At 66.3% G+C, this 25,324-nt stretch carries 24 protein-coding genes and 1 riboswitch; of the genes, 10 read left to right on the top strand and 14 right to left on the bottom strand.

Annotated features, from left to right (window positions below):
• Positions 1-4: 4 nt before the first annotated feature.
• Positions 5-1,585, bottom strand: a complete 1,581-nt coding sequence (gene ffh, locus ACVCNR_RS09125; protein WP_447074499.1) for a signal recognition particle protein — start codon at positions 1,583-1,585, stop codon at positions 5-7.
• Between the two features lie 226 nt (positions 1,586-1,811).
• Entirely contained in the window at positions 1,812-2,783 is a 972-nt protein-coding gene (locus ACVCNR_RS09120) for a CPBP family intramembrane glutamic endopeptidase (RefSeq protein ID WP_447074498.1), read from the bottom strand.
• Positions 2,784-3,036: 253 nt separating this feature from the next.
• Here ACVCNR_RS09120 and ACVCNR_RS09115 point away from each other — a divergent pair, with 253 nt between their 5' ends.
• Positions 3,037-3,852, top strand: coding sequence for a lytic murein transglycosylase (locus ACVCNR_RS09115; protein ID WP_354193476.1), 816 nt, complete (start codon positions 3,037-3,039; stop codon positions 3,850-3,852).
• A gap of 22 nt (positions 3,853-3,874) precedes the next feature.
• Here ACVCNR_RS09115 and ACVCNR_RS09110 read toward each other — a convergent pair whose 3' ends face one another.
• The 5 genes from ACVCNR_RS09110 to tlpA all read right to left on the bottom strand — a co-directional run bounded on the left by ACVCNR_RS09110 (position 3,875) and on the right by tlpA (position 9,046).
• The gene (locus ACVCNR_RS09110; protein ID WP_447074496.1) at positions 3,875-4,939 is read right to left on the bottom strand and encodes a sn-glycerol-3-phosphate import ATP-binding protein UgpC; all 1,065 of its coding nucleotides are present in this window, start codon (positions 4,937-4,939) and stop codon (positions 3,875-3,877) included.
• Positions 4,940-4,944: 5 nt separating this feature from the next.
• Positions 4,945-5,793, bottom strand: coding sequence for a sn-glycerol-3-phosphate ABC transporter permease UgpE (ugpE, locus tag ACVCNR_RS09105; RefSeq protein ID WP_354193565.1), 849 nt, complete (start codon positions 5,791-5,793; stop codon positions 4,945-4,947).
• 34 nt (positions 5,794-5,827) lie between these two features.
• Positions 5,828-6,712 carry a sn-glycerol-3-phosphate ABC transporter permease UgpA gene (gene ugpA, locus ACVCNR_RS09100; RefSeq protein ID WP_447074495.1) on the bottom strand — a complete coding sequence of 295 codons (885 nt, stop codon included), beginning with the start codon at positions 6,710-6,712 and terminating at the stop codon, positions 5,828-5,830.
• Positions 6,713-6,919: 207 nt separating this feature from the next.
• The gene (ugpB, locus tag ACVCNR_RS09095; protein ID WP_354193480.1) at positions 6,920-8,227 is read right to left on the bottom strand and encodes a sn-glycerol-3-phosphate ABC transporter substrate-binding protein UgpB; all 1,308 of its coding nucleotides are present in this window, start codon (positions 8,225-8,227) and stop codon (positions 6,920-6,922) included.
• Positions 8,228-8,362: 135 nt separating this feature from the next.
• Entirely contained in the window at positions 8,363-9,046 is a 684-nt protein-coding gene (tlpA, locus tag ACVCNR_RS09090) for a thiol:disulfide interchange protein TlpA (protein ID WP_354193482.1), read from the bottom strand.
• A gap of 32 nt (positions 9,047-9,078) precedes the next feature.
• Between tlpA and argH the strand changes: the two genes are divergently transcribed.
• The 4 genes from argH to ACVCNR_RS09070 all read left to right on the top strand — a co-directional run bounded on the left by argH (position 9,079) and on the right by ACVCNR_RS09070 (position 14,828).
• Positions 9,079-10,479, top strand: a complete 1,401-nt coding sequence (argH, locus tag ACVCNR_RS09085) for an argininosuccinate lyase (RefSeq protein WP_447074494.1) — start codon at positions 9,079-9,081, stop codon at positions 10,477-10,479.
• A 104-nt stretch (positions 10,480-10,583) separates the two neighbouring features.
• Positions 10,584-10,790 (top strand): LPS translocon maturation chaperone LptM, encoded by a 207-nt coding sequence (lptM, locus tag ACVCNR_RS09080; RefSeq protein WP_354193486.1) that lies wholly within the window; start codon positions 10,584-10,586, stop codon positions 10,788-10,790.
• Positions 10,791-10,806: 16 nt separating this feature from the next.
• Entirely contained in the window at positions 10,807-12,072 is a 1,266-nt protein-coding gene (gene lysA, locus ACVCNR_RS09075; RefSeq protein WP_447074493.1) for a diaminopimelate decarboxylase, read from the top strand.
• 176 nt (positions 12,073-12,248) lie between these two features.
• Positions 12,249-14,828, top strand: coding sequence for a TIGR02302 family protein (locus ACVCNR_RS09070; RefSeq protein WP_447074492.1), 2,580 nt, complete (start codon positions 12,249-12,251; stop codon positions 14,826-14,828).
• Between the two features lie 66 nt (positions 14,829-14,894).
• On the opposite strand, the gene ACVCNR_RS09065 is transcribed toward ACVCNR_RS09070, so the two are convergent.
• The 3 genes from ACVCNR_RS09065 to ACVCNR_RS09055 form a co-directional block, all read right to left on the bottom strand.
• The gene (locus ACVCNR_RS09065) at positions 14,895-15,278 is read right to left on the bottom strand and encodes a response regulator (RefSeq protein ID WP_447074490.1); all 384 of its coding nucleotides are present in this window, start codon (positions 15,276-15,278) and stop codon (positions 14,895-14,897) included.
• A 174-nt stretch (positions 15,279-15,452) separates the two neighbouring features.
• On the bottom strand, positions 15,453-15,995 hold the full coding sequence (gene hpt, locus ACVCNR_RS09060) for a hypoxanthine phosphoribosyltransferase (protein WP_354193493.1): 543 nt from the start codon (positions 15,993-15,995) through the stop codon (positions 15,453-15,455).
• A gap of 93 nt (positions 15,996-16,088) precedes the next feature.
• Positions 16,089-16,775, bottom strand: a complete 687-nt coding sequence (locus tag ACVCNR_RS09055; RefSeq protein WP_447074489.1) for a hypothetical protein — start codon at positions 16,773-16,775, stop codon at positions 16,089-16,091.
• A gap of 183 nt (positions 16,776-16,958) precedes the next feature.
• On the opposite strand from ACVCNR_RS09055, the gene ftsE reads away from it, so the two are divergent.
• The 4 genes from ftsE to ACVCNR_RS09035 all read left to right on the top strand — a co-directional run bounded on the left by ftsE (position 16,959) and on the right by ACVCNR_RS09035 (position 20,312).
• A complete protein-coding gene (gene ftsE / locus ACVCNR_RS09050) occupies positions 16,959-17,618 on the top strand; it encodes a cell division ATP-binding protein FtsE (RefSeq protein ID WP_035022137.1) in 660 nt (219 codons plus the stop codon).
• Positions 17,611-18,603 carry a cell division protein FtsX gene (locus ACVCNR_RS09045; RefSeq protein ID WP_447074488.1) on the top strand — a complete coding sequence of 331 codons (993 nt, stop codon included), beginning with the start codon at positions 17,611-17,613 and terminating at the stop codon, positions 18,601-18,603. The genes ftsE and ACVCNR_RS09045 overlap by 8 nt, the downstream gene beginning before the upstream one ends.
• Before the next feature lie 119 nt (positions 18,604-18,722).
• Entirely contained in the window at positions 18,723-19,400 is a 678-nt protein-coding gene (locus ACVCNR_RS09040) for a YdcF family protein (protein ID WP_447075667.1), read from the top strand.
• Between the two features lie 120 nt (positions 19,401-19,520).
• Positions 19,521-20,312 carry a lysophospholipid acyltransferase family protein gene (locus ACVCNR_RS09035; protein ID WP_447074487.1) on the top strand — a complete coding sequence of 264 codons (792 nt, stop codon included), beginning with the start codon at positions 19,521-19,523 and terminating at the stop codon, positions 20,310-20,312.
• A 13-nt stretch (positions 20,313-20,325) separates the two neighbouring features.
• On the opposite strand, the gene ACVCNR_RS09030 is transcribed toward ACVCNR_RS09035, so the two are convergent.
• Together ACVCNR_RS09030 and ACVCNR_RS09025 are read right to left on the bottom strand one after the other, a co-directional pair.
• On the bottom strand, positions 20,326-21,276 hold the full coding sequence (locus tag ACVCNR_RS09030; protein ID WP_447074485.1) for an aldo/keto reductase: 951 nt from the start codon (positions 21,274-21,276) through the stop codon (positions 20,326-20,328).
• Positions 21,277-21,378: 102 nt separating this feature from the next.
• A complete protein-coding gene (locus ACVCNR_RS09025) occupies positions 21,379-21,897 on the bottom strand; it encodes a gamma-glutamylcyclotransferase (RefSeq protein WP_354193500.1) in 519 nt (172 codons plus the stop codon).
• A 91-nt stretch (positions 21,898-21,988) separates the two neighbouring features.
• Here ACVCNR_RS09025 and ACVCNR_RS09020 point away from each other — a divergent pair, with 91 nt between their 5' ends.
• Positions 21,989-22,984, top strand: coding sequence for a DUF2125 domain-containing protein (locus ACVCNR_RS09020; protein ID WP_447074483.1), 996 nt, complete (start codon positions 21,989-21,991; stop codon positions 22,982-22,984).
• 63 nt (positions 22,985-23,047) lie between these two features.
• On the opposite strand, the gene ACVCNR_RS09015 is transcribed toward ACVCNR_RS09020, so the two are convergent.
• Positions 23,048-23,983, bottom strand: coding sequence for a prephenate/arogenate dehydrogenase family protein (locus tag ACVCNR_RS09015; protein ID WP_447074482.1), 936 nt, complete (start codon positions 23,981-23,983; stop codon positions 23,048-23,050).
• A gap of 4 nt (positions 23,984-23,987) precedes the next feature.
• Entirely contained in the window at positions 23,988-25,097 is a 1,110-nt protein-coding gene (locus ACVCNR_RS09010; protein ID WP_354193505.1) for a pyridoxal phosphate-dependent aminotransferase, read from the bottom strand.
• A gap of 128 nt (positions 25,098-25,225) precedes the next feature.
• A riboswitch (SAM riboswitch) is annotated at positions 25,226-25,304 on the top strand.
• Positions 25,305-25,324 lie beyond the last annotated feature (20 nt).

The following is a 25,324-nucleotide window of genomic DNA, read 5'->3' as shown; positions in this document are numbered from 1 at the left end:
CCCCTCACTTCTTCTTGGCCGGCAGGCCGCCGAGGCCTGGCAGTTTCATGCCGCCGGGCAGGCCCGGCAGGCCGCCGCCCAGACCCGGAAGACCACCGGGCATGCCGCCCGGAAGGCTCCCGGAAAGCCCCTTGCCGAGGCCGGCGGCCTCCGCCTGCTTCTTCAGCGCCTCGATCTGCTTCGGGTCCATCTTGGAAAGGTCGGGCATGCCGCCCCCGAGGCCGCCCATCCCCATCTTGGAGGCAAGGCCGCCCATGAGGCCGCGCATCATGCCGCCGCCCTTGCCCTTGCCGCCCATGGCTTTCATCATGTCGGCCATGCCGCGGTGCATCTTGAGCAGCTTGTTGATTTCGGCCGCATCGGTGCCGGAACCGGCGGCGATGCGCTTCTTGCGGCTGTGCTTCAAAAGGTCCGGATTGGCGCGCTCGGCCCGGGTCATCGAGGAGATGATGGCGAGCTGGCGCTTGAACATTTTGTCGTCGAGGCCGGCGGCGGCCATCTGGTCCTTCATCTTGCCCATGCCGGGCATCATGCCCATGATGCCGCCCATGCCGCCCATCTTCTGCATCTGGCCAAGCTGGTCGGCGAGGTCGTTCAGGTCGAACTTGCCCGACTGCATCTTCTTGGCCATCGCCGCGGCCTTTTCCGCGTCGATGGTCTCGGCGGCCTTCTCGACCAGGGAGACGATGTCGCCCATGCCGAGGATGCGGTCGGCGATGCGCTTGGGATAGAATTCCTCCAGCGCGTCCATCTTCTCGCCGGTGCCGATCAGCTTGATCGGCTTGCCGGTGACGGCGCGCATGGAAAGGGCGGCGCCGCCGCGCCCGTCGCCGTCCATGCGGGTGAGCACCAGGCCGGTGATGCCGACGCGCTCGTCGAAATTGCGGGCGAGGTTGACCGCGTCCTGGCCGGTCAGCGAATCGGCGACCAGCAGGATCTCGTGCGGGTTCGAGGCGGCCTTGATCTCGGCCATCTCGACCATCAGCGGCTCGTCGATGTGGGTGCGGCCGGCGGTGTCGAGGATGACCACGTCATGCCCGCCGAGCCTGGCCGCCTGCACCGAGCGTTTCGCGATGTCGACCGGCGACTGGCCGGCGATGACGGGAAGCGTGGCGACCTTCACCTGCTCGCCGAGCTGGCGCAACTGCTCCTGCGCGGCCGGCCGGCGCGTGTCCAGCGAGGCCATCAGCACCTTCTTGCCCTGCCGGTCGGTCAGGCGGCGCGCGATCTTGGCGGTGGTGGTGGTCTTGCCCGAGCCCTGCAGGCCGACCATCATGAGGACGACCGGGGCGGGCGCGTTGAGGTCGATCGGCACGCCCTCCTCGCCCAGCATGGCGACCAGCTCGTCATGGACGATCTTGACCACCATCTGGCCGGGCTTGATCGACTTGAGAACCGCCGCGCCGACCGCCTTCTCGCGCACCTTGTCGGTGAAGGAGCGCACGACATCGAGCGCCACGTCTGCTTCCAGCAGGGCGCGGCGAACCTCGCGCAGCGCGGCCGAGACATCGGCCTCCGACAGCGCGCCGCGGCCGGTGAGGCCGTTCAGGATCGAGCCAAGGCGTTCCTGCAGCGATTCAAACATGTCTCTTCCTTTTCCCTGCCGTCCGTGGATGGACGAGAGGTAGTGCCGCTCCGGTCCTTCTCCAAGCGAAACCAAAGCCGAAAAGCACCCGGGGGCGCATCGCGCTGCCGGGTGTTGGCCTCCGGGATCGGCTTGTGGTCATGACGGCCACGGCGCCCCGGTCAGCTTCGCGAAAAGAAGACTTGTCGCAGAATTGCGGGCTGTAGACAGGAAAAACCGGCCGGAGTCAAGACCGGGCGGTATCCGCCGCCGCCGACGCATCGGCTTCCAGCTTCAATGGCGAGCGCGGATGGATCAGGAGGACCAGGGTGAGCGCGCTGCCGGCGATGCCGATCAGGGTCAGCAGCACGGCATGCAGCGGGGTCCAGCCGGGGCCCTCCAGCGATGCGCCCAAAAAGAGTGCGAAGACGCCGTAGGTTTCCTGATGCGATATCAGCACGAAGCCGAACAGGTTGTTGGCAAGGTGGGCCCCGAAGGCGGCGCCCAGATTGCCGGTGAGCCATACCGTCGCCGCCAGCACCAGCGCGAAGGCGCCGATCGACAGGAGGCCGGCCAGATGCACCGCCGGGTTGGCCGAAGCGCCCCAGTGCAGGACGGTGAAGACGGCCACCGGCAGCACGAACCAGACCAGCGGGCTGGCGAAACGGGCGGCTAGGCCGCGCATCAGGTAGCCTCGGAACAGCATTTCCTCGGCCGAGGTCTGGATGAGGGTAAGCACCGCCACCGGCGCCAGCAACAGCAGCCAGGTCTCGACCGGGATGGCGCCGCGGGAAAGCTCCGGCCGCAGCAGGTAGATCAGCACTTCCGAAAGCATCGAGGTGACGAGGACGGCGATGAAGCCCCTGGCGAAGCCGCTGCGCGACAGGCGGCGGCCTGGGCCGTAGAGGGCGGAGAGCGGTTCGCGGTGCAGGAAGCGCATCGCCAGCCACAGGCCGATCCATATCCCCGAGAAGGACAGCAGCATGGCCGCCACGCCTCCCGGCGAGGCGATGAAGTGGGTCATCAGGTCGGGGCTGGCGGGCTCGCCCGCATCGATGCGGCGCAAGGCGAAGAGATAGGCGCCGCCGCCGATGGCGGCCAGCGTCGTCGCCACCCAGGCGAGGCCGACCACGGCAAGGCCGACGAAAAGCCGTGGCAGGGTGGCTTTTTCTCCGGCCGAGCGGCGGTATCGATCAAAAGCGCGTGAAGAAGCGGTCATGCCTGTCCTGCCGGGTTGGCCCGTCGGAATCATGTAGCGCATGCGGCCGGGAAGTTGAATCGCCGATGCAATTCAATCGCGGATAGGGTAAATGGCTGCGTTCCTGCCGGCGGGCCGCTTTGCCACATTTAGAGCGAACTCCGCCTGCACAGAGCCCGCCTTGCAGGCGCAGCTTGCCGGAACGGCGATGACAATTACACGTTTGACTGGCAAATTCGCGCGGGGACGTGATTCAGGCACTCAGGAGACCGATATGGCATTTCTTGCCAAGGGAAGGATTTTTGCGGCGGCGGCGCTTGCCGCCTTGACAACGGCCGGCGCGGCGCAGGCGGCCGGCAAGTGCGGCAACGACGGCAGCGGCTTCAATGCGTGGGTGGATGCCTATGCGGCCGACGCCAAGGCGAGGGGCATCGACACGCGGCCGTTGCAGGGCATCAAATACGAGACCGGCGTCATCAAGATCGATCGCGCCCAGCACAAGGCGTTCCGCGGCAGCCTTGAGGATTTCATGAACCGCCGCGCGCCGGCCTCCTATGTCAAGAAGGCCAAGGGCTACATGAAGTCCGAGGCTTCGCTGCTGCGCCGCATCGAGCAGCGCTACGGCGTGCAGCCGGAGGTTCTTCTGGCCATCTGGGGCATGGAGACGGGCTTCGGCGCCAATTCCGGCAACAAGGGCGTGTTCGGCCCGCTGGCGACGCTGGCCTATGACTGCCGCCGCTCGGCCTTCTTCACCAACGAGCTGGATTCGGCGCTGATCATCGCCCAGAAGGGCTATATCTCGGCCGCCCAGATGAAGGGCGCCGGCTTCGGCGAACTCGGCCAGACCCAGTTCCTGCCGTCGAAATATCTGGAATATGCCGTCGACTTCGACGGCGACGGCCGCCGCGACCTGATCCGCTCGCGCGCCGACGTGCTGGCCTCGACCGCCAACTTCCTGCGCGGCCATGGCTGGCAGCCGGGTGGCGGATACGGTCCGGGCGAAGTCAATTACAGGCACTGGAACGACTGGAACCGCGCCACGATCTACCAGAAGGCGCTGGCCGAGTTCGCCCGCCGCATCGCCAACTGATACGGGATGGGGCAGACGGGTTTCAGACCCGCTTGCCGTCCTTGTCGAAGAAATGCAGCCGGTCGAGGCCGGCTGCGATTTCCAGCGTGTCGCCGGGCTGGACCATGCTGCGGCCCGGCACCCGCACCACGATGCGCTCGCCGTTGATGGCGCAGTGCAGGAAGCTTTCCATTCCGACAGGCTCGACCGCCTCCACCGTCACCGGCAGCGAGAGCGCGCCCTTCTGAGGCGACTGCGGGGTCGAGACCAGCGCATCCTCGGGCCGCAGGGCGACGATCGCCACATGCTGCGGAATCGATCCTTCGATCCTCGCCCCGCCCATCACCGTGGCCGTGCCGTCCGTCTCGCGCGCCAGCGCCAGCAGGTTCATCGGCGGCGCCCCGATGAAGGCGGCGACGAAGGTCGAGGCCGGCTTTTCGTAGACGTCCATCGGCGCGCCGATCTGCTCGATCAGGCCGGCATTCATCACCACCAGCATGTCGGCCAACGTCATGGCCTCGAGCTGGTCGTGGGTGACGTAGACCGAGGTGACGCCGAGATTGCGTTGCAGGTTCTTGATTTCCACCCGCATCTGGCCGCGCAGCTTGGCGTCGAGATTGGAAAGCGGCTCGTCGAACAGGAACACCTTGGGATTGCGCACGATGGCGCGGCCCATGGCGACGCGCTGGCGCTGGCCGCCGGAAAGCTGACGCGGCTTGCGGTCGAGAAGCTGCTCCAGTTCGAGGGTCCTGGCGGTGGCGCGCACGCGGCTGTCGATCTCGGGCTTCGGCGTGCGGCGGTTGCGCAGACCGTAGGCCATGTTGTCGTAGACGCTCATATGCGGATAGAGCGCGTAGTTCTGGAACACCATGGCGATGTCGCGGTCGGTCGGGCCGATCTCATTGACGACCTTGCCGTCGATGGAGATCGTGCCCGAGGAGATGGTCTCCAGCCCGGCGATCATGCGCAGCAGCGTGGACTTGCCGCAGCCCGAAGGGCCGACCAGCACGCACAGCGCCTTGTCGGGAATGGCGATCGAGACGCCTTTTACCGCCTCGACGCCGCCGGCATAGACCTTGCGCACATCGTTGAGATCGACTGTCGCCATTGTTCCTATTTCTCCGACTCGACCAGACCCTTGACGAACCAGCGCTGCATCGCCACCACCACGAGGATGGGCGGCACGATGGCCAGCATCGCCGTCACCATGACGAGGTGCCATTGGGTGTCGGCGTCGGCGAAGGAGATCATCTTGCGCAGCGCGATGACGATGGTGTTCATGCTGTTGCTGTTGGTGACCAGAAGCGGCCACAGATATTGCGTCCAACCGTAGATGAAGAGGATGACGAACAGCGCCGCGATGTTGGTGCGCGACAGCGGCAGCAGGATGTCGAAGAAGAAGCGCCACGGCCCGGCGCCGTCGACGCGGGCGGCTTCGACCAGTTCGCCCGGAATGGTCATGAAGAACTGCCTAAACAGCAGTGTCGCCGTCGCCGAGGCGATCAGCGGCACGATCAGCCCGGCATAGGTGTCGATGAGGCCGAGGTCGACCATCACCTTGTAGGTGGGCAGGATGCGCACCTCGACCGGGAGCATCAGGGTGATGAAAATGATCCAGAAGAAGGTCATCCTGAGCGGAAAGCGGAAGAACACGATGGCATAGGCCGACAGGATCGAGATGACGATCTTGCCGATGGCGATGCCGAGCGCCATCACCGTGGTGTTGACCAGCAGCGTATCGACGCCGACCCCGCCGATCCGGTTCACCCCGCCCGACAGCGCCTGCGAGTAGTTGTTCCAGAATTCCGGGCCCGGCAGCAGCGGCAGCGGCGGGCGCAATATGGTCTGCAAGGTGTGGGTGGAGGCGACGAAGGTGTAGTAGATCGGGAAGGCGACGATGAGGATGCCGAGGATCAGGATGGCGTGGGCTACATAGATGCCCGTGGCCGACTGGCCGATCATCAGCTTGTCGTGGCCGCTGGCCGGCGCTTTGAGGTCAGCCATAATGCACCTTCCTCTCGACATAGCGGAACTGGATGGCGGTGAGCGCGATGACGATGATCATCAGGATCACCGACTGGGCGGCGGATTCGCCGAGGATCAGGTTGACGAAGCCGTCATTGTAGACCTTGTAGACCAGCGTTTCCGTGGCCTTGCCCGGCCCGCCGCCGGTGACGGCGTGGATGATGCCGAAGGTGTCGAAGAAGGCGTAGGTGGTGTTGATGACCAGCAGGAAGAAGCTGGTCGGCGCCAGCAGCGGGAAGACGATGGTCCAGAACCGTTTGGTCTCGCCGGCGCCGTCGATGGCCGCCGCCTCGATCAGCGTCTTGGGGATCGCCTGCAATCCGGCGACGAAGAACAGGAAGTTGTAGCTGATCTGCTTCCAGGCGGCGGCGGTCACCACCAGCACCATGGCGTCGGTGGAGTTGAGCAGCGGGTCCCAGGAGATGCCCGCCTTGCGCAGCAGCACGGCCAGCGTGCCGATCGAGGGGTTGAACAGGAACAGGAACAGCATGCCGGCGATGGCCGGCGCCACCGCATAGGGCCAGATCAGCAGCGTGCGGTAGAGGCCCCGGCTGCGCACCACCTTGTCGGCCATCACCGCCAGCAGCAGCGCCACGCTCATGGCAACGGCGGCGGTGGCGATGGAGAAGACGGCGGTGACCTCCAGGGAGTTCACATAGGCGGGATCGGCCAGCACCTTCCTGAAATTGGCGAACCCGACGAAGCGGGAGTTGAGGCCGAACGGGTCTTCGCGCAGCATCGACTGGTAGAGCGCCTGGCCCGCCGGCCAGTAGAAGAACACCAGCGTGATGGCAAGTTGCGGGGCAACGAGCAGATAGGGCAGGACCCGGTTCGGGAATACGACGCGGGGCGTCATGATATGGCCTCTCCTCCAGCCTCGGCGTCCCTCTTTTCGCGCGTGCGGACGGGAAATCGCCGTACGGTTTTCCGTCCGTCGCCGCGGGCTCGCCACCGTGCCCATCGGGGCGCGAATTCCTGAACCCTCTCCAATCCGGGTCTTTTCCGAAATTAGGGGACAGGCAGGGGCCGGCAAGGATGTGCCGGCCCGGATCGGCGGATGGGCTCAGTTGCCCATCGCATCCTTGATGGCCGCGTTGCCGCGCTGGACGGCCGCGTCGAGCGCCTGCTGGGCGGTCTGCTGGCCGGCGAGCATCTTCTCGAACTCCTCGTTCTGGATGTCGCGGACCTGCGGCAGGTTGGCGAGGCGCACGCCCTTGGAGTTCTCGGTCGGAGCCTTGCCCATCATCTGCAGGATCGGCGTCTCGCGGCCGGGATTCTTCTCGTAGAAGTCCGAGTTCTTGGTCGCCTCATAGGCGGCGAGCGTCACCGGCAGGTAGCCGGACTGCTCGTGCAGATATTGCTGCACGTCGGTCTGCGACAGGTAGTTGAAGAAGGCGGCGACGCCCTTGTACTGCTCGTCAGACTTGCCGGCCATCACCCACAGGCTGGCGCCGCCGGGAATGGTGTTCTGCGGGCCGTTGCCGTCGCTGTCATAGGGCAGTTGCCCGATGCCGTAGTTCATGCCCGCCTTGACGATGTCGCCGAGGCCGCCGGAGGATTCGGTCATGATGCCGCATTCGCCGGCGAGGAAGAGCTGCTTGGCTTCCGAGGTGCGGCCGCCATATTTGAAGGTGCCGTCCTTGGCGAGGTCGGCGATCGCCTGGAAATGGTTGACGAAGAGCGGCGCGTTGATCTTCAGCTCGACCTCGCCGCCGGCCAGGCCGTTCTCCTGGGTGCCGTAGGGCACGTTGTTCCAGGCCGCGAAATTCTCCAGATGGATCCAGGTCAGCCAGGTCGAGGTGTAGCCGCATTCGGCCGCGCCGCTGGTCTTGATCTTCTTCGCCGCTTCGAAAACCTCGTTCCAGGTCTTGGGCGGGTTGTTCACGTCGAGCCCGGCTTTCTCGAAGATGTCCTTGTTGTAGTAGAGGATCGGCGAGGAGGAGTTGTAGGGGAAGGACAGCATGGTGCCGTCGGGCTTGGAGTAATAGGCGACGATGCCCGGCAGATACTGGCTCTTGTCGAACTTCAGCCCGGCGCCTTCAAGCACCTCGGCCACCGGGCGGATGGCACCCTGCGCGGCCATCATGACGCCGGTGCCGACGTCGAAGACCTGGATGATGTCGGGCGCCTGTCCGGCGCGGAAGGCGGCGATGCCGGCGTTCAGCGCCTCGGGATAGGTTCCCTTGAACACCGGGACGACCTCGTAGTCGCTCTGGCTGGCGTTGAAGTCCTTGGCGATCTTGTCGACGACCTCGGCATTGGCGCCGGTCATGGCGTGCCACCAGCTTATCTGGGTGGCGGCAAGGGCACTGGCCGAGGAATACAGAGTGAGTGCAGTGGCGAAACCTGCTGCGATACCCAGAAGCTTCATCTTCTTCTCCCGATACTTCGTTGACCGAATGGAGTTAAGTTCCGCGGTCGGGAGTATGGGGCGAATATGACAGACAGACAACAGTTGCGTGTCGTTCCGATGAAAGCCGGTTAAGGATTATGGGGAAATCCAGCTTTACTTTACGTCACCTAGAGCGGCCTCGATAAACTTGAATGCATCCGGCGTGGACCATTCGGCGGGACCGTTCATATGGGCCAGAAGACAGCCCTCGTCATCGACCAGAACGGTGACCGGCAGGCCGAGGGCGAGGCCCTTCGACTTCAGATCGTTGAACACCCCCATTGTGTGGTCGCTGTAGTAGGCGAGGCTCGAGACCTTGATTTCGTCGAGGAAGGCCTTCGGCTTGTCGTCGTTGCCGGTGTCGACATTGATCGCCACGACTTCGAACCTGTCGCCCCCCATCTTCTGCTGAAGCTCGTCCAGCGCCGGCATTTCGGCGCGGCAGGGCGCGCACCATGTCGCCCACAGGTTGACGAGCACAGTTTTGCCGGCGTGTCCGGCAAGGGTAGCCGGCTTTCCATCGGGGTCGCTGAAGGCGAGGGCCGCCAGGGACTGCGGCGGATCGGCGGGCAGCATGGCGGCGACATGGCCGGTGGCGGCCGCCGCCACCGCCTTCGCCTTCCCGGCCTTGGCGGCGCAGACGCGATCCTGTCCGGCGACGGATGCCGTCGCGTCCGGTGCGTTGTTGCCAGGAAGGCCGCCGCTGACATATACCGCGAGCGCGCCGGCTGCGGCTCCGGCCACGAGGGCCGCCAGGATCAGGCGCGGGGTGGGAAAAAGTTTTCTGCCGTCTGCCATTTTATCAACTGCTCCGGACACGGGTTATAGCGATGAGCGACAAGAAGGCCAGCAACCAGATGTGGGGCGGACGATTTGCCTCGGGTCCCGCCGCGATCATGGAAGCGATCAACGCCTCCATCGGCTATGACCGCAAGCTCTACGCGCAGGATATAAGGGGCTCGCTCGCCCACAGCGAGATGCTGGCCAAGACCGGCATCATCTCGACCGACGACAGCAAGAAGATCGCCGATGGCCTCGAGACCATCCTCAAGGAGATCGAGGACGGCAAGTTCGCCTTTTCCACCAAGCTCGAAGACATCCACATGAACATCGAGGCGCGGCTGGCCGAGCTGATCGGCCCGGCCGCCGGGCGCCTGCACACGGCGCGCTCGCGCAACGATCAGGTGGCGGTCGATTTCCGGCTGTGGGTGAAGGACGAATTCCACCGCGTCGCCGAGGCGCTGAAAGGCCTGATCGCGGCCTTCGTGGAGCGCGCCGAAGAGCATGCCGGAACCGTCATGCCGGGTTTCACCCATCTCCAGACCGCGCAGCCGGTGACCTTCGGCCATCATTGCCTCGCCTATGCCGAGATGTTCGCGCGCGACCTTTCGCGGGTGCGCGACGCCATCGAACGCATGGACGAGAGCCCGCTGGGGGCCGCCGCCCTTGCCGGCACCGGCTTCCCCATCGACCGCCACATGACGGCGAAGGCGCTCGGCTTCCGCGAGCCCACCCGCAATTCGCTCGACAGTGTTTCCGACCGCGACTACGCGCTGGAGTTCCTGTCCATCGCCTCGATCGCCGGCACGCATCTGTCGCGGCTGGCCGAGGAGATCGTCATCTGGTCGACGCCGCAGTTCGGCTTCGTGCGTCTGTCCGACAGCTTCTCCACCGGCTCCTCGATCATGCCGCAGAAGAAGAACCCGGACGCGGCCGAACTGGTGCGGGCCAAGACCGGTCGCCTCAACGGCCATCTGATCGGGCTGCTGACGGTGATGAAGGGCCTGCCGCTGACCTATTCCAAGGACATGCAGGAGGACAAGGAAGCCGTGTTCGACGCGGCCGAGACGCTCGACCTGATGCTGGCGGCGATGACCGGCATGGTGCGCGACCTGACGGTGAACGCTGCGGCCATGAGACAAGCGGCCGGCTCCGGCTTCTCCACCGCCACCGACCTGGCCGACTGGCTGGTGCGCGAACTCGGCATCCCGTTCCGCGAGGCCCATCACGTCACCGGCCGCGCGGTGGCGCTGGCCGAGGAGAAGAAGGTCGGACTGGAGAAGCTCACGCTGGACGACCTGAAATCGATCCATGACGGCATCACCGCGGACATCTTCTCGGTTCTGTCGGTGCAGAACTCGGTGAAGAGCCGGCAGAGCTTCGGCGGCACCGCGCCGGTCGAGGTGCGCCGGCAGGTGCGCTACTGGAAAAAGCGCCTCGCCAAGGCTTGATGGCAGGTGGCAATAACGGCCAAACTTGGCTAGAAGCTCTAGCTATCTGGCTAGGTAGCTATCTAGCTAAAAGTTCTGGGCAGAAGCACGGACAGGATGGAACGATGACCGCAGGCAGGATGGTTGTGATGCTGGCGCTGGTCGCCGCAACGGCGACGGTTGCCGCCTGCGGGCGCAAGGGAGGCCTCGACACGCCCTATGAGGCGGCCGTCGAGGCGCGCAAGGAAGCCCAACGCAACAAGGAGCCGCTGCCGCCCGAGCCGCAGAAACCGGACACCGACAAGCCTTTCATCCTCGACAAGCTGATCTGATTTCCGGACCTTCGCCTTGAACCATTTCGAATATCGCGACGGCGTCCTGCACGCCGAGGACGTCTCGGTAAAGGCCATCGCGGCTGCGGTCGGCACGCCGTTCTACTGCTATTCGACGGCGACGCTGACGCGCCATTTCAACGTGTTCAGCCAGGCTTTCGCCGGCCTCGACACCATGGTCTGCTATGCGCTGAAGGCCAATTCCAACCAGGCGGTGCTGAAGGTGCTGGCGAAGCTCGGCGCCGGGGCCGACACGGTCTCGGAAGGCGAGATCCGCCGGGCGCTCGCCGCCGGCATCCCGGCCGAAAGGATCGTGTTCTCGGGCGTCGGCAAGACGGCGCGGGAAATGGATTTCGCGCTTCAAGCCGGCATCTACTGCTTCAACGTCGAATCCGAGCCGGAGCTGGAGCTTCTTTCGGCGCGGGCCGTGGTGCTCGGCATGGTGGCGTCGGTGTCGCTGCGCATCAACCCGGACGTCGACGCGCGCACCCATGCCAAGATATCGACCGGCAAGTCGGAGAACAAGTTCGGCATCCCGCTGTCGCGGGCGCGCCAGGCCTATGCCCGGGCCGCAAAGCTTCCCGGGCTGAAGGTGCGCGGCGTCGATGCCCATATCGGCAGCCAGATCACCGACCTCGAGCCGTTTGACAACGCCTTCGCGCTGATGGCGGAACTGGTCGGCCAGCTCAAGGCGGACGGCCATGCCATCACCCATGTCGACATGGGCGGCGGGCTCGGCGTGCCCTATCATCTGGACAATTCGCCGCCGCCGCTTCCCGTGGCCTATGGCGAGATCGTGCGCAGGCGCTTCGGCGACCTCGGCGTCAAGCTGGTGTTCGAGCCGGGCCGGCTGATCGTCGGCAATGCCGGCATCCTCGTCACCGAGGTCATCTACCTCAAGGAGGCCGAGGCGAAGAACTTCCTCATTGTCGATGCCGGGATGAACGATCTCATCCGCCCGACGCTCTACGAGGCCTATCACGAGATCCGCCCGGTGATCGAACCTGCCGACAAGGCCGAGTGGCTCCGGGCCGACGTGGTCGGGCCGGTGTGCGAGACCGGGGACTATCTCGGCCTCGACCGCAATTTGCCGCGCCTGGGACCGGGCGATCTGGTGGCCGTCTGCACCGCCGGTGCCTACGGCGCGGTGCAATCCGGCACCTACAACACCCGCCCCCTCATTCCCGAGGTGCTGGTCGACGGCGACCGTTTCGCCGTCGTGCGCAAGCGCCAGACCTACGAGGAATTGATCGGGCTCGACAGCGTGCCCGACTGGCTCTGAAAACGCCTGAGGGCAGGCCGCAAGCGGCGGTTTTGCCATGCTGCGACGCGGTTTCAGGGGCGGCGGCCGTTCACGATTTCGGGAGGTCGCCTCGCCTTCGCCGTCTTTGCTGTTATTGTTGGACTGCTATAGTTGGCGAACAGGCCATGCCATGAAGGCCGGCCGCGGAAAGGCCGATGACTGACCGTCCCGACGCAAGCACGACCCCGAGACTGCCGCAGCGTCTCCTGATGAGCCGCGCGGCGACGCGCGCGGCCATGATCGGTGAGCGGATCTGGCCGCTGGTGCTGCCGCTGCTGCTGGTCGCCGGGCTGTTCGTCAGCCTGTCCTGGTTCGGCGTGCTGGCGCGTATGCCGGATGCGCTGCGCATCGGCATCGTCGCCATCTTCGCCATCGGCACGCTGGCGGCCCTGTGGCCGCTGCGCCGCTTTCGCCTGCCTTCCGCCGCCGAGGTCGACCGCCGCATCGAGGCGGTGAACCGGCTGGAGCACAGCCCGGTGCAGGCCCTCAGCGATCGGCCGAGCGGCACGCACTCGCCCTTCGGCGAGGCGCTGTGGCGCGAGCACCAGAAGCGCATGGCGGCGCGCCTCGGCCGCCTTGATGCGGCCCTGCCCGCCGCGCGCGTGCCCGAGCGCGACCCGTGGGGCCTGCGCGCCGCTGTGGCGCTGCTTCTGGTCACCTCCTTCGCCTTTTCCTTCGGCCCGCTGGGCGGGCGGCTGACCGACGGGTTCCGGCCCGCCGCCGCGCGCGAGGCGATCGCGCCGCGCATCGACGCCTGGGTGACGCCGCCGCCCTATACGGGCAAGGCGCCGATGTTCCTGACCGCCGACGCCAATCGCGCCGTCTCCACCTTCACCGTGCCGCAGGACAGCACGCTGTCGCTGCGCGTCACCGGCGGCTCGGGCGAGGAGACGCTGAGCTATGCGCCTGCGGGCCGTGAGGCGCAGGCGATCGAACCGGCCGCTCCGGCGGTGGAAGGCGGGTCCGACAGCGCTCCCGTCACGCCCGCCGCCAGCGGCGTCAGGCAGTTCGCCGGCACGCTCACCGAGGACGGCGAACTGGTGCTGCAATCTGGCCGGCAGGAGATCGGCCGCTGGGCCTTCTCGGTGACGCCGGACAAGCCGCCGGTGATCCGCTTCGCCGGCGAGCCGAAGCGCGCCGTCAACGGCACGCTCGAACTGCAATATGAGGTCGAGGACGATTATGGCCCGGCCGCTGCGGAAGCCGAGTTCGCGCAGGCTGAAGCACCGGCCCCCGATGCGCGCCCGCTCTACGATGCGCCGGAAATGACGCTCAACCTGCCGCGGCGCGGCTCCAAGGCCAATGCCGCCAAGACCTCCAAGGACCTGACCGAGCATGTGTGGGCCGGCAGCGCCATCACGCTGACGCTTTCGGCCACCGACGATGCAGGCCAGAGCGGGCGCAGCGAGGCCGTTGCCATGGTCATGCCGGAGCGCAGCTTCACCAATCCGCTGGCGCGGGCGGTGATCGAGCAGCGCCGCCTGCTCGGCCTCGACGCCAACGCCAAGCAACGCGTGCTCGACCTGATGGACGCCGTGACGCTGCGCCCGGAAGACACGTTCGACAGCCCGGCCAACTATCTGGCGCTGATGAGCGCCCGTACCCGGCTCAAGCTGGCGTCGGGCGACGACCAGCTTCGCGACGTGGTCTCCTACCTGTGGCAGGTGGCGCTGGGCATCGAGGACGGCAATCTGTCGGCCGCCGAGCAGCGTCTGCGGCAGGCGCAGCAGGCGTTGCAGGACGCCCTGCGCAACGGCGCTACCGATGAGGAAATATCGAAGCTGATGCAGGAACTGCGGCAGGCGATGAACGATTTCCTGCGTGAGTTCGCGCAGCGCAACCAGAACCAGAACAACGCCCAGATGCCGCAGAACGGCCAGCAGATGCGCCAGAGCGATCTCGACCGCATGCTGGACCAGATCGAGAATCTGGCCCGCTCCGGCAATCGCGAGCAGGCCGAGGACCTTCTGGCCCAGCTTCAGGACATGATGAACAATCTGCAGATGGCCCAGCCGCAGCAAGGACAACCGGGCCAGCAGGGCGAGTTCAGCCAGCAGATGAACAAGCTGGGCGAGATCATGCGCCGCCAGCAGGAGATGATGAACGAAACCTTCCGCATGGACCAGACGCAGCGCGGCGACAATGGCCAGAACGGCCAGATGGGCGAGGACTGGCAGGACCAGGGTCAGCAAGGCCAGCAGGGCCAGCAGGGCGAGGGCCAGGGCCAGCAGATGACCCCGGAAGAGCTTGCCGAGGCGCTCAAGCAGTTGCAGGAGGGCCAGGGCCAGCTCCAGCAGGACCTCCAGCAGCTCGGCAAGGACCTCGAAGGCTTGGGCATGCAGCCCAATGAGGGCTTCGGGCAGGCCGACCGCTCCATGGGCCAGGCCGGCGAATCGCTTGGCCAGGGCGAGGGCGACCGCGCCGTCGGCCATCAGGGCCGGGCGCTCGAGGCGCTGCGGCAGGGCGCGCGCGAGATGATGCAGCAATTGCAGGCCATGATGGGCGAGGACGGCCAGGAGGGACAGGGCGGACGCCAGCAGAGCGCCGACCGCGATCCGCTCGGCCGGCCGCGCGCCACGCAGGGGCCGGACTTCGGTGATTCGGTCAAGGTGCCGGACGAGATCGACGTGCAGCGCGCCCGCCAGATTCTCGAGGCGATCCGCAAGCGGCTGGGCGATGCGCTGGCGCCGGATGTCGAGCGCAGCTATCTGGAGCGGTTGCTGGAGCTGAAATAAGGCCTCGGCCCGCAGCGCGAAGCTGCTTCCAATCCGTATCTATGGAATGCGGAAGCGCCGCCGTGGTCAGGCGGCGCGGGTGAGTTCCACCGACAGCGCCGTGTCGACCCGGCCGCGGATCTCGGCCAGCGAGAACGGCTTGTTGACGACGTCGATGATGACGCCGTTCAGCTCGTCGGCGCGCTCGCGCTGGTCGGCGTAGCCGGTCATGAGCAGGATGCGCAGCCCGGGATGGAGGCCGGCCGCGGATTTCGCCATCTCGATGCCGTCCATCTCCGGCATGCGTATGTCGGAGACGACGAGATCGTAGCCGCCCTTGGCGGCGCGGATCATCTCCAGCCCTTGCGCCCCGTCTACGGCGACATCGATATGGTGCCCGGCGCGCTCCAGCGCGCGGGAGACGAACATGCGGACGGAATCATCGTCCTCGACGATCAGAAGCTTTGCCATGCCCGATCATTGGCGGCCAAAAGTTGAATTTTGTTGATCGGACATAGTAAGCAAAAAGTTATGCGTCGCCCCGGCTGGAGCGTTTCCGCTTTCTGCGAATCGCAAAAATGGTCAACCTATTATTTTGACGCAGTTGCGGACGCAAAACCGCTTCGCACTTTTGCTGGAACTGCTCTAGGCATCCCCTTTGACGATGCCGACGAAGGGCAGCTCGCGGAAGGCGTGGCCGACATCCATGCCGTAGCCGACGACGAAATGGTCGGGGCAGTCGAAGCCGACATAGTCGGCCTCCAGATCGGTCTGGCGGCGCATGCGCTTGTCGAGCAACACGGCCAGCGAGCAGCTTTTCGCGCCGCGCGAAAGCATCAACTCGCGGGTGAATTGCAGCGTCTTGCCCGATTCCAGTATGTCGTCGATCAGGAGCACGTCGCGGCCGGTCACCTCGTTGTCGATGTCGCGCAGCACGCGCACCTTGCCGCTTTCCGTGCCGGCGCCATAGGAGGAGATGAAGATGAACTCGACCTCCGGGGCGAGGCCGGCATCGTGCATGGCGCGGATCAGGTCGGCGGCGAAGATGAAGGAACCCTTCAGGATCGAGATGACCAGCAGGTCCTGATATTCCCGGCTGGCGATCTCCTTGGCCAGTTCAAGGTTGCGGCGGGCGATCGCCGAGGCCGAGAACAGGACTTCGATGTTCTTGCCGCGCACGACTGGCATGTGGCGATACTCCCGCTGGAACCTGGTCTGGCTTCGATTCACCTTTCGCATGCCGTCACCCCGGAACCGGTTCCCACTTTCGGGCGGCATGCTCTATCCGGCGAAGGCGACGGATACGGATTTCACCCCGTTTCTAGGCACCTCGACGCGTCCGGAAAAGGCAAATCTTTCGCCCGGTGCCAAGGTGCGGTCCAATGTCCCCAACCTGTAGCGGGTGACGCGGCCGTCTTCGCCGGTGACGCGGATCTCCAGCGGCGGCAGCGGCGCGGCTTCCGCGCCGTCATTGCCGGCCTCGCCGTCGACGAAGAGCAACGGCCGCGCGCCCGTATCGTCGACGCGCGAGGTGACGGCGGAAATGCTGAGCGCCGATTGCGGCATGTTACGCAGGAGTTCCGTCTCCGTCACCAGCGCGTGGCCGCCGGCGATCCAGAAGGCGGCGATGACGATGCCGAGCCCGCCCAGCCAGAAGGCGGGACCGCCGGATTTCGACAGGGAGCGGGAAGGAACGGGGTCGCGGGCAAGCAGCATGGCCATGCCGTCCGCCGCCGGCGGTTGCGCGGGGGCAGGTGCGGTGCCGGCCGGTTCCGCGGACCGGGGGCCGGGATGGTGCGTTTCGGTAAGGGTGACGTAATCGGCATCGACGATATCGGCCGTGCCAGAGTCGAAGGGGCCCGCATCGAAGGCGCCCGCCGCGGCAGGGAAATGGTCGCAGGCACGCCGTTCGCTGGCGCCGGTCATGATTTCGCCGGAAACCGGTCGTGCCATCGTCTGGGCGGCCATGCTGGTCCCCGTTCGCACCGTCGTTTTTTTCAGGTAGACGAAAAATGGTTAACGCTTCGCGACCGGAGCCCGCCCGCAAGTGACGAAAGTGCCGGAATTTAACGTGGCGTTAACCAAGCCTAACGATTTTCACACAAAGGAAACGGTCGGTGCTTCGGCCGTTCAGCTTTCAGGTCGTTCAACGTGATCCGCTTCGAAAATGTCGGCCTCCGCTATGGCATGGGTCCGGAGATTCTCCGCGATATCTCCCTGCACATACCGGCCGGGTCGTTCCAGTTCCTGAGCGGGCCGTCCGGCGCCGGCAAGACGACGTTGCTGCGCCTGTTGTTCATGTCGCTGAAGCCGACGCGCGGGCTGATCACCATCTTCGGCAAGGACCGCGCCCGCATCTCGCGCGCCGAACTGCCCCTGCTGCGCCGGCGCATCGGCATCGTGTTCCAGGATTTCCGCCTGCTCGACCACATGACGACCTATGAGAACGTGGCGCTGCCGCTGCGCGTGCGGGGCCGCGAGGAATCCAGCTACCGCACCGATGTCATGGAACTGCTGAAATGGGTGGGGCTGGGCGAGCGCATGCATGTGCTGCCGCCGGTGCTCTCCGGCGGCGAGAAGCAGCGCGCGGCGATCGCCCGCGCCCTGATCGAGCAGCCCGAAATCCTGCTGGCCGACGAGCCGACCGGCAATGTCGATCCGCAGCTCGCGCGCCGGCTGCTCAGGCTGTTCATCGAGCTGAACCGGCTGGGCACGGCGGTGGTCATCGCCACCCACGACCTCACGCTGATGGACCAGGTGGACGCGCGCCGCCTGATCCTCGCCAATGGAAGGCTGGACATCTATGATTGACGTTCCGGCTCCGGACCCGGTGGAAGAGGATGCGGCCGAACGGCCCCAGCCGGCGGAGCGCGCGCCGCGCAAGACCGCGCCCATCGTGCCGGCGCAGAACATCGCCGGGCGGGCGCTGGTCGTCGTCATCGCCATCATGACTTTCCTGTCCTGCGTCACCTTCGGCGCGGTGACGCTGGTGCGCGACACGGCGTCGGTCTGGGAGAACCAGATCTCGCGCGAGGCGACGATCCAGATCAAGCCGGCCGACGGCCTCGACATGGAGATCGCGCTCGCCACCGCCGCCGGCGTCGTCTCCGAATTCGACGGGGTGAAGGGCACCCGCATCGTCGACCGGGCGGCCACGACGCGGCTCCTGGAGCCGTGGCTGGGCTCCGGCTTCGACATCGAGCAACTGCCGGTGCCGCGCCTCGTCATCGTCACCATCGACGAAAACAGCCCGCCCGACTTCGCCGCCATGCGCACGGCGGTGTCGAGCGCGGTGCCGAGCGCCACGCTGGACGACCACCGCACCTGGGTCGACCGGCTGGTGGCCATGGCCCACACCACGGTGACCATCGGCATCGCCGTGCTGGCGCTGATGCTGTCGGCGACGGTGATGACGGTGGTGTTCGCCACGCGCGGCGCCATGGCCGGCAACGGCCACATCATCGAGGTGCTGCATTTCGTGGGGGCCGAGGCGCAGTTCATCGCGCGCCAGTTCCGCACCCGCTTCCTGTTCACCGGCATGAAGGGGGCGGCGGCAGGCGGTCTAGCCGCCATCATCGTCTTCGTCCTGTTCTCCTGGTGGTCGTCGCGCAACATGGCCACGCCGCAGGGCGACCAGGCGGCCGCCCTGTTCGGCAATTTCGCCATCGGCTCGGCCGGCTATCTCGGCGTGCTGATGATGGTGGTGATCATCGGCGCGCTCACCGCCGCCACCTCGCATGCCACGGTCGTGGCCTATCTCAGCGATCTCGAAGGCGGGCAGGCGGATGGCGGTTGATGCAGGTCACGGACGGAAATAATTGGTAATCTAATGTGCGGGCGGCACTCCGCCAAAGGGCGCGAATCAAGGTTTACCATGGGTGCATGTTCGGGAAGGAAATGGGTGTGATGGCCGATATGGTGCCAGCATCGCGCATGGGGGAGCGCACGCGGGGCCGTACCCGCCGTTTCCTGCGCGTCGCGGCCATCCTCGTCCTTGCCGCCGCCACCTGTTTCGTCGCCGGCTTCGGCTGGTTCTCCAGCCATGTCAGCCGGCTGAGCCCGCCGGCCGATCCCGAGAAAGCCGATGCCATCATCGTGCTCACCGGCGGCCAGTCGCGCCTCGACGCGGCGATGGAGCTGCTCGAATCGGGCAAGGGCCAGCGGCTGCTGATCAGCGGCGTGCACCCGGCCGCCAGCCGCAAGCAGCTCCAGCTTGCCATGGGCGGCGACAGCAAGCTGTTCACCTGCTGCGTGGACATCGACCGCGCCGCGCTCGACACCATCGGCAATGCCGAGGAAAGCGCCAAATGGGTGCGGGAGCACGCCTATGGCTCCATCATCCTGGTGACCAACAACTACCATATGCCGCGCAGCCTGCTGGAGATGGGCCGCCTGCTGCGCGAAGCGCGGCTGGAGCCCTATCCGGTCGTCAACTCCAAGCTCGACGACGGGAGCTGGCTGACCAAGCCGCAGGCGCTTCGGGTGCTGTTCACCGAATACAACAAATATCTCGTCGCGCTGGCCCGCGGCGTCGTGCCGGTGCGCCTCCAGCATGGCGGGGTGTCGGTGGCGGACGCCTCCGCCGGCGAGTAGGGTCCGCCCACCGGTCCCGGCCGCTCGCGATATCGGCCCGTTTCCATTTTCGCGGCGCATGGTGTAACGAAGGCGCGCTTCACCTTCCGGAATTGCTCTGGTCCCAGGCTCATCTCGCCCATGCTCCATATCCGCTCGCTGGCCTTCAACTTCGTCTTCTATGCCAGCCTGATCTTCCAGATGCTGTTCTGGTCTCCCTATTACTTCCTGTCGCCGCGACACCGGGCGTGGTTCGTGCCGAAGTTCTGGTCGCGCTCCAGCCTGTGGCTGTACGAGAAGATCGCGCATACCCGAAGCGAGATCACCGGCCAGGAGAACCTGCCGGAAGGCTCCTTCATCCTAGCGCCCAAGCACCAGTCGTTCTGGGATGCGATCGCCTTCTTCCCCTTCCTGAAAGACCCGCTCTACATCCTCAAGCGGGAGCTGACCTGGATCCCGTTCTTCGGCTGGTACGTGCTCAAGATGCGCATGATCCCGGTCGATCGCGGCAGCCGCTCGAAGGCGCTGAAGGCGGTGAGCGCGGCCACCAGGGCCGAGATGGCACGCAATCCGCGCCAGCTCATCATCTATCCGGAAGGCACGCGGCGCGCGCCCGGCGACGTGCCGAACTACAAATGGGGCATCGTCGAGCTTTACACCCAGCTCGGCGTGCCGGTGGTGCCGGTCGCCCATGTCGCCGGGCTCTACTGGCCGCGCCGCAAGTTCCTGCGCTTTCCCGGCACCATCAAGGCGCGCTTCCTCGAGCCGATCCCGCCCGGGCTGGACAAGGAGGCGTTCATGAGCCGGCTGATCGCCGAGACCGAGGCGGCGTGCGATGCGCTGCTGATCGAGGCGGCGACGGCGCCGAACCCGCCGCCGATGCCGCCCACCGCCGCGCGGCGGCTGAAGGAACTGGGCGTCAGCGTGCCTTGACCTGCCTTGGCCCTCAGGGGGTGCTGGCCATGTCCAGCCTTCTCATGTCGGCATCGGCAAGCTCCAGCGAGACCGCCCCGATCAGGCTTTCGAGCTGGTCGAGCGAGGTCGCCGAGGCGATCGGCGCGGTGATGCCGGGCCGGGCTATGATCCAAGCCAGCGCCACCTGCGCCGGGGTGGCGCCGTGGCGGGCGGACACCTCGTCGAGGGCGGCGAGGATGCGCAGGCCGCGCTCGTTCAGATAGGCGGCGGCGGAACTGCCGCGCGGACTTTTGCCGAGATCGGCCTTGCTGCGGTACTTGCCCGAGAGGAAGCCCTTGGCCAGCCCGTAATAGCTGATGACGCCGATCTCCTTCGCCATGCACAGGTCGCGCAGCGGGCCCTCGAACTCGCCGCGGTCGTAGAGGTTGTAGCCGGGCTGCAACACCTCGTAGCGGGGCAGGTTGTGATGGTTGGCGGCATCGAGCGCGGCCTTCATCTGGCCGGCGTCGAGGTTGGAGGCGCCGACATGGCGCACCTTGCCCTTCTCGATCAGCCGCCGGTAGGCGCCGAGCGTCTCGGCATGGGTCACGGTCGGGTCCGGCCAGTGCGACAGGTAGAGGTCGATGACGTCGGTCCGGAGCCTTTTCAGCGAAGCGTCCACCGCCTTCTCGATATGGACCGGCGACAGGGAGACGCGGCCCTGGCCGATGTCTGACCCGACCTTGGTGATGATCACCACCTTGTCGCGCTTGCCGCTTTTCTTCAGCCAGTTGCCGATGATGGTCTCCGATTCGCCGCCGGAATTGCCGGGTACCCAGCGCGAATAGACGTCTGCCGTGTCGATGGCGTCGAGGCCGGCATCGACGAAGCGGTCGAGCAATGCGAAGGAGGTTTTCTCATCCGCCGTCCAGCCGAAGACATTGCCGCCGAAAACCAGCGGGGCGATCTCGAGATCGGTGCGGCCGAGCCTGCGCTTGTGCAAATCCTGTCTCCCTTCAAGAACGGCCGGCGGCAGCGGCCGGCGACGGCCCCAAGATAGGGTCGCCCGCCCGATTGCCAAGGACGATCGCTGCCCCGGCAGCCATCAATGGGCGATTCGCCGCTCCACGTCTTCCAGCCAATGGTCGCGTATGCCGAGCGCCTGCAGATGACGCACGGTGTTGGCCACATAGTCCTCGTTGGCGCCCGACTGGCCGGAGGCGCCGCGCACCATGGCGGCGGCCGCCGCCTCGTCCAGCGCCCCGGCATATTGGCGGTGGCGGCGGTCGGCCACATAGGCGACCGCCTCGGCGCGCTCGCCGCCCTCCAGCCAGACCGGCAACGTGCGCTCGATATAGACATTGTTGATCTGCTCGCGCTCGCGCAGATAGGCGATCACGTCATCGCGGGCACCAGTATCCACCCGGAAGGCCATGCCGACGCAGGAGCCGCCCCGGTCGAGCCCGAGCACGAGGCCTGGCCGCTCGGGCGTGCCGCGATGGACGTAGGAGTAGATGCACAGCGCGCGCCGATAGCCGTGGAGGCGGGCCCGGCGGGCCTCGACGAAATCGAAACCCGGCCGCCAGATCAGAGAGCCATAGCCAAAAACCCAAAAATCGCCCATATCGCCAGACCAGAGTGGGGCGCGGCCAAGGTCGCGCCGGGCAGCAGGAAGGGGGTCGTTCCCCCTGGCAACGGGTAGCGAGAGTGGCAGCATGACGTCAAGGGACGAGGCGCAACCGAAAAGGCGGCGGGGGCTGTTGTGGCTGGTGCTGTTCCTGGCCGTGCTGTTCGGGCTCTACAGCGCCGGCTGGTTCTATCTGGCGGACCGCATCCGGGGCGAGGCGCGGCAGACCATCGCCGAACTGGAACGGAAGGGCATCCGTTCCGATTGCACAAGGCTGCGGGTGGAAGGCTATCCGCTGCGGCTCGCCGTTTCCTGCAACAGCCTTGCCTATCAGGACGACGCCAGGGGCATCGCCGCGACCACCGGAGCGCTGGAGGCCAGCACCAGCATCCTGCGGCCGCTGGTGGCCGACGTGACACTGCGCGGCCCGCTGCGCACGCTGGCGCCGGGGCTGGAGCCGCTGTGGCTCGACTGGGACCAGCTCGACATCCGCACCAGGCTGTCCCGATCGGTGCCGGACCAGCTTACCCTGACCGCCGCCGGGTTCTCGGGCCAGACCGACCCGGAGGACAGCGAGCCGGTGCCGCTTTTCAACGTCACCGACCTCGCGCTCGACCTGTGGCCCGACGGGGACGACATCCTCTATCGCGGCAGCTTCGCCGAACTCGACATCACCGCCGACGCCTTGCAGGGCCGCAACGTGCCTTCGCTCGACGGGGCCGGCGAGGCACGGCTGAAGAACGGCGTGGCCTTCCTCCGGTCGAGGCCGCGGAGCCTGCGCGGCCAGGCGCTGGACATCACCAATCTGGAACTGTCGTCGGGCGAGGCGCGCGTCGCCGTGTCCGGGCCGCTTGCCGTGGACGAGGCGGGCCTCATCGACGCCGATCTTTCGATCCGCATCACCAATCCGGAAGCGGTGGCCGAGGTGCTGGCCACGGCCGTGCCGGAGGAGGCGAAGCGAATCCGCCAGGGGTTCACCGCGCTCGCCATGATGGGCAAGCAGCCGACGATGCCGCTCAAGATCGTGCAGGGCAACGCCGTGCTGGGGTTCATTCCGCTGGGCAGGATCAAGCCGCTCGATTGAGCAGGAAAAAGGCCCGGTGTGCAGAGGCATGCCGGGCCTTTTCGCTCATGTCCATGGCTGCCCTCAGGGCTTGGCCGGGTGCTCGATCGCCTGGCGGCCGAAGTCGGGCGCGTCGATTTCCTGGCCGGCCTCGATGATCGAGCGGCGCACGGCCCGGGTGCGGGTGAACAGGTCGAACAGCTTCTCGCCGTCGCCCCAGCGGATCGCCCTTTGCAGCGAGGCGAGGTCTTCGGAGAAGCGCGCCAGCATTTCGAGGATGGCGTCCTTGTTGTGCAGGCACACGTCGCGCCACATGGTCGGATCGGACGCGGCCAGGCGGGTGAAGTCGCGGAAACCGGAGGCGGAATATTTGATGACTTCCGATTTCGTCACCGTCTCCAGATCGTCGGCGGTGCCGACGATGTTGTAGGCGATGATGTGCGGCAGGTGCGAGACGATGGCCAGCGTCATGTCATGATGGTCGGCGTCCATCGTGTCGATGTTGGCGCCGCAGCGCCGCCAGAACTCCGACAGCGTCTGCAGCGCATCCGGGTCGGTGCCGGGCAGCGGCGTGAAGATGCACCAGCGGTTCTGGAACAGGTCGGGAAAGCCGGCGTCGGGGCCGGACTTTTCCGTGCCGGCCAGCGGGTGGCCGGGAATGAAGTGCACGCCTTCAGGCACATGCGGCTGCATCTGGGCGATCACCGAGGACTTGGTGGAGCCGACATCGGTGAGGATGGCGCCCTTCTTCAGTGCCGGCGCGATCTGCTTCGCCACGGACTCGGAAGCCCCGACCGGCACCGAGACGACGATCAGATCGGCATCCTGCACCGCTTGTGCCGCATCGGTGGTGTAGCTGTCGCCGAGGCCGAGTTCCTCGGCCCGCTTCAGCGTCTCAGGGCTGCGGGTGGAAATGGCGATATGGCCGGCGAGCTTCTTTTCCCTTATCGCGCGGGCCAGCGACGAGCCGATGAGGCCGATGCCGACGAGGGCGATCTTCTCAAACATGGGTTCGGACATTTTCTCAACTTTTCAGGAATTCGGTCAGGGCGGCGACGACGCCGCGATTGGCTTCTTCGGTTCCGACTGTCATCCGCAGCGCGTTGGGAAAACCGTAGCCTGCAACGCGCCGCAGGATATAGCCGCGCGCGGTCAGATATTCGTCGGCGGCCGAAGCCGAATGCCTGCCGTTCTCCGGAAAATGAATGAGGATGAAATTGGTGACGCTGGGCGTTACCCTGAGCCCAAGCGCGGTCAGCTCCCTGGTCAGCCAGGGCAACCAGGTCTCGTTGTGGACGACCGAGTGCTCGACATGGGCGCGGTCGCGCACGGCGGCGGTGCCGGCGGCGATCGCCGTCGCGGTCACGTTGAAGGCGTCGCGCACGCGCTCGACGGCGTCGATGATGTGGGTGGGCGCATACATCCAGCCGATGCGCGCGCCGCCCAGGCCATAGGCCTTGGAGAAGGTGCGGGTCATGACCACGTTCTCGGCGCCGGCCACCAGCTCGACGCCGGCCTCGTAGTCGTTGCGGCGCACATATTCGGCATAGGCGGCGTCGAGGATCAGGACGACGTTCTTCGGCAGGCCGGCATGCAGGCGCCGCACCTCGTCGAAGGGGATGTAGGTGCCGGTCGGGTTGCCCGGATTGGCGAGGAACACCATGCGCGTCCTGTCGGTGACCCTGGACAGGATCGCATCGACATCGACGCGCTCGTCGGTCTCGGCGGCGATCACCGGGGTGGCGCCGGCCGCCATGATGGCGATGCGGTAGGCGAGGAAGCCGTATTGCGGGTAGATCGCCTCGTCGCCGGGAGCGAGATAGATGCGCGACAGGAGCGCCAGCGCCTCGTCCGAGCCGTTGAAGCACATGAGGTTGGCCATGTTCAGCCCATGCACCTCGGCGATGGCCTCGCGCAGGCGGGTCGACGATCCGTCAGGGTAGAATTCCAGCCGGCCCGCGACCTCGCGTGCCGCCTCGATGGCCTTCGGCGAAGCGCCGAGCGGGTTTTCGTTGGCGGAGAGCTTGTGCAGCTTCACGCCAGCGGGCGCCGCGCTCTTGCCCGGCACATAAGCCTCGATGTCCAGTATGCCGGCGCGGGGCTGGGGACGAGACTGTTCTTGTGCCGTGGTCATGTTCGAAGATCCGTTGGAAGCCGGGATGTTCCGGCGAGTGTGAGGGAAATACCCGCCGCGACCGGCATTGTCGAGGGCGAAGGCTTGGCACAGAGCATTGACGCGGGCCATGGCCGGTCATAGATAGGAATCCGTTCCGTGGTGATTTGGCCGGTCGGCTTGCAGCCACGTTAAAGAAGTCGCTAAAAAGGCCGAGGCTGACGAGCACGTCGGGACCGGCCGCGATT

It is taken from the genome of Aquamicrobium terrae, from assembly GCF_052978165.1.
Note: the sequence above shows the minus strand (reverse complement) of the source record. Positions and strands in the feature narration are given on the sequence as shown.